Raw genomic sequence first — 6,180 nt, 5'->3', positions numbered from 1 at the left:
AACAAATAAAACCTTACTACGCTTTTGCTAAGCACGCAAGCCCTGAATGGGAAAAGTAACAGAAAGCACATTTATGGATGCTTGTGCCCCTGTTTTTGGGCGGAGCGCCAGCGGAGCGGGCACGCAGTGCATATGACGGGTGTGAACTATCCAGGTACCCGTTTTTGGGCATGAAAAAACCTCCTACGCACCCGCCATAGCTCGAATACCCTTGCTACCTTCCGGTCCTGGGGGAGTTTTCCAAGATAACGCCACGTAAGAGGCAAGAACCAGTGTACCGGATTTTTGGGTTCTTGGGAATTCGGTGTGTTCGCGGTATTTCTGTGGGCGTACATGCCGCCCGGGTGAGCGCCCGGGTGAGTGTCCATAGTAGGTGTCGCGGTGGCGGTGGTGCGGTGGCGTGTTCACCGGTGACTGTCGGCCACTCGGGCCGAGAGTAAAGCGTCTAAAATGGTAGGGATTGTCCTATCCGCACCCCCGAGTTGAAGAGGTTGCCGTGAGCACTGCCCTTTATCGTCGTTATCGCCCCGAAACCTTTGCTGAGGTTATCGGGCAGGAGCACGTGACCGAACCTCTTATGGTCGCCTTGGAGAAGAACCGTGTGAATCACGCGTACCTGTTTTCGGGTCCGCGTGGTTGCGGTAAGACCACGTCGGCGCGTATTTTGGCGCGTTGTTTGAACTGTGCGCAGGGTCCGACTCCTACTCCGTGTGGTGTATGCGATTCGTGCCGTGAGCTCTCGCGTGATGGTGGCGGTTCTCTTGACGTGATTGAGATGGATGCGGCGAGCCACGGCGGCGTGGATCATGCCCGTGACCTGCGTGAGCGCGCTACTTTGGCGCCGGTGCGTGACCGTTACAAAATCTTCATTATTGATGAGGCGCATATGGTGACCCGTGAGGGTTTCAATGCGCTGCTGAAGATTGTGGAGGAGCCGCCGGAGCACGTGAAGTTCATCTTCGCGACGACCGAGCCGAATAAGGTGCTGGGCACGATTCGTTCGCGTACCCACCACTACCCGTTCCGCCTGGTGCCGCCGGAGGTTCTTCTGCCGTTCCTGCAGGGCCTGTGCGATCAGGAGCAGGTGGCTGTGGAGCCGGGTGTATTGCAGCTGGTGATTCGTGCTGGCGGCGGTTCGGTGCGTGATTCGCTGTCGATTCTTGATCAGCTGATGGCTGGTGCGTCTTCGCAGAGCGGTATTGAGTATGACCGTGCGGTGGCGCTGCTGGGTTATACCCACGCGCAGCTTCTGGATGAGGTCATTGAGGCGTTGGGCGCGAAGGATGCGCCGACTCTCTTTGGCGCGGTGTCGCGTGTGGTGGCGACCGGTCAGGATCCTCGCCGTTTTGTGGAGGATCTGCTGGAGCGCCTGCGTGATTTGATTGTGGTGAAGGCTGTTCCGCAGGCTGCCGGCCAGATTTTGCAGGGTGTTCCGCAGGATCAGTTGGAGCGTTTGGCCCAGCAGGCTCAGGCTCTGGGTGAGCGTGAGCTGACGGTTGCTGCGGGTACGGTCAATGAGACTCTGAATGGTATGACGGGTGCGGCGAATCCGCAGCTTCAGCTGGAGTTGCTGTGTGCTCGTCTGCTTCTGCCTGCGGCGGAGGGTTCTGCCGGTGGTGCGGAGGTTGCGGCGTTGGCTTCTCGCCTGCAGGTTTTGGAGCGCCGCGTGGCTTCTGGTACTGCTGGTTCCTCGGGTTCCGCTGGTTCTGCCCCGGCGCAGGGCGGCATGTCTGCGGCTCGTGCGGCGGGTATGGCGGCGGCTGGTCTAATGCCTAAGACCCAGGCACCTAAGACTCCGGTTACTGAAGCTCAGGTACCTAGTGCACAGGCTCCTAGCGCCCCGGTTCAGGAGACAGCTCAGCCCGCGCAGCAGGTAGCCCCTCAGCGGGGCGGCTCTCAGCAGGCTAGCGCGGGTGCTCCCCCGCTGGCAGGTGCGCCCCTTAGTGCTGCACCTCTGGCACCGACCGCGCAGGAGTCCGCACCTGCGGCTGGTGCTCCCCTAGCGGGTAACACCCCGGCGGCGCCTCATGCCCCGGCTTCTGCTGTAGCAGCTCCCACGGGTGCCCCCTCCGCGCCTCTGAAGCTTGACCCGAACGATCCTCTGGCGGCGGTTCAGGGTAATTGGCGCGCCATCCTTAACCGAATGAGCGTTCCCGGTGCGGCGGATCAGCTGATGAAGGTTCGCCCCGCCCGCATGGACGGCGCAACCCTGTACGTGAGCGCCGACATTGCGACTTTGCGCGCGGTCAAGGGCTTTGTGCCCGAGCTGACCGCCCGCGTGAGTGAGTTCCTGCGCCGTCAGGTGACCATTCACGCTCAGGTGGCGAAGCCCGGTGAGCAAGTCAAGCCCGTAGCTCAGCCTGCTGCTCAGTCCGCAGCGCCCAGTGCTCCCGCAGCGCAGCCTGCAGTTCCGGCGGCTGTTGCCCCGCAGGCGTCTCAGCGGCCCGTTCAGCAGACTCCCCCGCAGCCCGCTCAGCCGGCGCCTCTGGCAGATGGACCGCGCGGCGGTGAGGATGCGTGGCGTCGCCACGGTCAGCCGCTGACCGGCGCAAACACCCCCGAGTCTACGAGCGTGGATGCGCCCCTGGGTGCGTGGGAGGTTGCCCCGATTCCGCAGAGCGCCCCCGAGGAGGCACCTCAGCAGGCTGCCCAGGCGGCAGTGCAGGCACCGGTTCAGGAAGCCCCGGCGGGCCCGCTTGCGCCTGAGCCCCCGGTTGCTCCGGTAGCTCAGCAGGTTCCGACTGCTCCGGCGGGTGGTTTTGGTGAGCGTGATTCCTTTGCGGCCTCCGGTAGTGGAGTTCCGCAGCAGGAGAGCGCTGCTGAACCCCAGCGTGCACAGGAGCCCCCGTTCGCACAGGAGCCTCCTCACGCGGAGGAACCTCCGTATGAGGAGGAGCCCCCTTTTGAGGATGAGCCTGCCTACGCTGAACCGGTTGAGGCACCCGCTGCGCCCGCAATGCCGACTGCGCCTGTAGCACCGGCTGGTCCGCTTGCTAATCCGGTTGAGCCTGCTGGTCCGTTGGCAGAGACACCGCAGGCAGCACCGGCTGATACTGCTCCGGCAAGCGATGAGAAGCCCGCAGCGCAGGCTTCTAACGCAACCCCAGCACCGACTCCTAGCACACCGACTCCCAGCGCACCGGCGGCACCGGCTCGCCCGGCACGCGCCGCATCCGATGAGGACTACGTCTCTGATGATGACGAGAAGGTCGAGAACAGCACCTTCATCGGTCTGCGCGCTATCGAAAAAATTATTGGTGGCACCGTCATTGACGAACGTCCCCTGCACCAGCCCTAATCCGGGAATCTAACACCGAGTAGGTGCCGCGCCCGCCATCGCACCGATGGCGGGCGCGCTCATTCCAGCCGCATACTCGCTACGCGAAACGCCCCTAAACTGTCAGGGGTTGGGTGCATACTCATAACGTCGCCCAAGAACAGCACACCAGCACAAGAACAACACACCAGCACAACACACCGCATTTGTAAGGAGAAGCCATGTACGAGGGAGCAGTTCAAAACCTCATTGATGAGCTCGGCCGCCTGCCGGGTGTGGGCCCCAAGTCGGCTCAGCGCATCGCTTTTCACATTCTGAATGCGGATGCTGCCGATATGGCGCGCCTAGCCAACGCCATTTCCACGGTGAAGACCAGCGTGAGCTTCTGCGAGGAGTGCGGTAACGTCTCCGAGACGAAGCTGTGCACGATCTGTCGTGATGAGCGCCGCGACCCGTCCGTGCTGTGTGTGGTCGAAGAGTCGAAGGACGTGGTGGCGATTGAGCGTACCCGTTCCTTTACCGGCCGCTACCATGTGCTCGGCGGCGCTATTAACCCGCTGGCTGGTGTGGGCCCGGAGCAGCTGCGTATCCGTGAGCTGGTGTCCCGCCTGGCGGATGAGCGTATCCAGGAGATTATTCTGGCGATGGACCCGAACCTTGAGGGTGAGGCGACCGCAACCTACCTCTCGCGCATGCTCGTGCCGCTGGGTGTGCGCCTCTCGCGCCTGGCCTCGGGCCTTCCGGTTGGTGGCGACCTGGAGTATGCGGACGAGATTACCCTGGGCCGCGCATTGGAGGGCCGCCGCGTCATTAGCGAGGGCACTGCAGTGGCGCATACTGCCGCTCAGGATTTTGAGCGCGTGAACCGCGAGGAGGAGCAGGAGCGTGAGCAGGCGGCTCAGGTTCAGGCTCAGGAGGCGAAGCAGAGTCGTCGCCGCTGGAATTCGAGCATGTTTGACGACCTGGATTCTGAGGATTCTGCCGTTTCCGACCCGGCGGCGCCCGCCGCTGAGGGTGTGCAGGGCACGGTGGATGAGCAGCTGATCGAGCGGGTTCTGCAGGAGGCTGAGAAATCAGGCGAGGAAGCCTCCCCCACCGATTCTGGTGCGGGCTCTACGCCTGAAGCCACAGAAGCAGAATCCACCCCTGACCTGGGCGAAGACTCCGGCGAGGAGGCTCCGGCGAGCGCTACCTCCGAACCGACTGAAGCACCCGTAACCGAGCAGGCGGAAGATGCGCCGGAGGTGTTCCGCGCCCCGGACTATGAGGAGAAGATCCGCACTATTCAGAACGCCCCGTTACGCACCCCGAAGCCGGACGTTCCGCCGCTGCCGGGCGTGACTTACGTGAACCCGTGGACCTAGCCTTCCACCACTAGTACGTGCGCGGTAGGGTTCGCGCTCCCGGGCCCGCCACGACCCGCGTAACATTCGGTAATATTCCACGAATCAATACATACGGGGGCTTAGTTAGCCGTGCGGACTGAACGCCGTCTACTATAGGTGAGGAACCGGCGCTCTGCCGGTGGCACACAAGTAACTGACCTGGAGATATCAATGAGCCTGATCGTCCAAAAGTTCGGCGGTTCCTCCGTAGCTGATGCGGAGGGCGTAAAGCGCGTTGCCCGCCGCGTCGTGGACACTCAGAAGGCAGGTAACGATGTGGTCGTCGTGGTGTCCGCTATGGGTGACACCACCGATGAGCTGCTCGACCTTGCCGCAGAGGTCACCAGCAATGTCACTCCTTCCCGTGAGCTGGACATGCTGCTGACCGCCGGTGAACGCATTTCAACTGCCATCCTGTCGATGGCTATTAACGACCTGGGTGCTAAGGCCCAGTCTTTCACTGGTTCTCAGGCTGGCATGATTACCGACGGCGTGCACGGTTCTGCACGTCTGGTGGAGGTCAACCCGGAGCGTATCCGTGAGTCGATTGAGGCCGGAAATATTGCGATTGTGGCCGGTTTCCAGGGTATGAACCGTCAGAGCGGCGATATTACGACTCTGGGCCGCGGCGGTTCTGATACGACTGCTGTTGCTCTGGCTGCTGCTCTGAACGCTGATGTGTGCGAGATTTACTCGGATGTGGACGGCGTTTTCACTGCCGACCCGCGCATCGTGCCGACCGCGCACAAGCTGGATACCATCACCAGTGAAGAGATGCTGGAGATGGCGGCGAACGGTGCGAAGATTCTGCACCTGCGCAGTGTTGAGTATGCTCGTCGTTTTAATTTGAAGCTTCACGTGCGTTCTTCGTTCTCTAACCTTGAAGGCACTATTGTGGTTCCGGAGGAGTCCGCGGAACTGACCCCCACCCATCTGAAGGAGATTCCCTTGGAGCAGCCCCTGATTTCTGGTGTCGCGCATGATCGCACCCGCGCAAAGATTACTGTTGTTGGTGTTCCGGATGTTCCCGGTTCGGCAGCTAAGGTGTTCGGTCTGATTAATGAGGCGAAGGTTAACCTGGACATGATTGTTCAGAACGTGCCGACTGACCGCCCCGGCGTGACCGATATTTCCTTCACCCTGGATCAGGATCAGGGCCCCACCGCGCTGAAGGCGCTGGAGGATGCTAAGGCGGAGCTGGGTTTCCAGGAGGTTATTTACAACGAGTCGGTTGGTAAGCTGTCGCTGGTTGGCGCAGGCATGAAGACTAACACGGGTGTTTCGTTCACTTTCTTTGAGGCCCTGTCTAACGCTGGCGTGAACATTGACATGATTTCGACTTCTGAGATTCGTATTTCGGTGATTACTGAGCTGAGCAAGCTGGATGAGGCTGTTCGCGCGGTGCACACTGCGTTCGGTCTGGATGCTGAGGGCGAGGCTACTGTTTACGGTGGTACTGGCCGCTAGGGTTTAGCTCGTTTGTGGGCTGTACGCTTCGGGAGGGGCGGTGCTGGGTTT

3 protein-coding genes and 1 other RNA gene are annotated in these 6,180 nt (G+C 61.5%); 3 read left to right on the top strand and 1 reads right to left on the bottom strand.

Features of this window, described 5'->3' with window-relative positions; translation table 11 throughout:
* Window positions 1-171: 171 nt before the first annotated feature.
* Window positions 172-268, bottom strand: an RNA gene (gene ffs, locus HMPREF2528_RS01705) — signal recognition particle sRNA small type.
* Between the two features lie 228 nt (window positions 269-496).
* On the opposite strand from ffs, the gene HMPREF2528_RS01700 reads away from it, so the two are divergent.
* From HMPREF2528_RS01700 to HMPREF2528_RS01690, 3 genes are all read left to right on the top strand, one after another.
* Window positions 497-3,298, top strand: a complete 2,802-nt coding sequence (locus tag HMPREF2528_RS01700; RefSeq protein ID WP_070541861.1) for a DNA polymerase III subunit gamma and tau — start codon at window positions 497-499, stop codon at window positions 3,296-3,298.
* A gap of 200 nt (window positions 3,299-3,498) precedes the next feature.
* On the top strand, window positions 3,499-4,641 hold the full coding sequence (gene recR / locus HMPREF2528_RS01695) for a recombination mediator RecR (RefSeq protein ID WP_070541858.1): 1,143 nt from the start codon (window positions 3,499-3,501) through the stop codon (window positions 4,639-4,641).
* A 192-nt stretch (window positions 4,642-4,833) separates the two neighbouring features.
* Window positions 4,834-6,129, top strand: a complete 1,296-nt coding sequence (locus tag HMPREF2528_RS01690) for an aspartate kinase (RefSeq protein ID WP_005507189.1) — start codon at window positions 4,834-4,836, stop codon at window positions 6,127-6,129.
* Window positions 6,130-6,180 lie beyond the last annotated feature (51 nt).

The organism is Rothia sp. HMSC078H08, assembly GCF_001808955.1.
In the GTDB taxonomy this organism is placed as follows: Bacteria; Actinomycetota; Actinomycetes; order Actinomycetales; family Micrococcaceae; genus Rothia.
The sequence above is the reverse complement of the archived record's forward strand: the minus strand, read 5'-3'. Positions and strand labels throughout refer to the sequence as shown.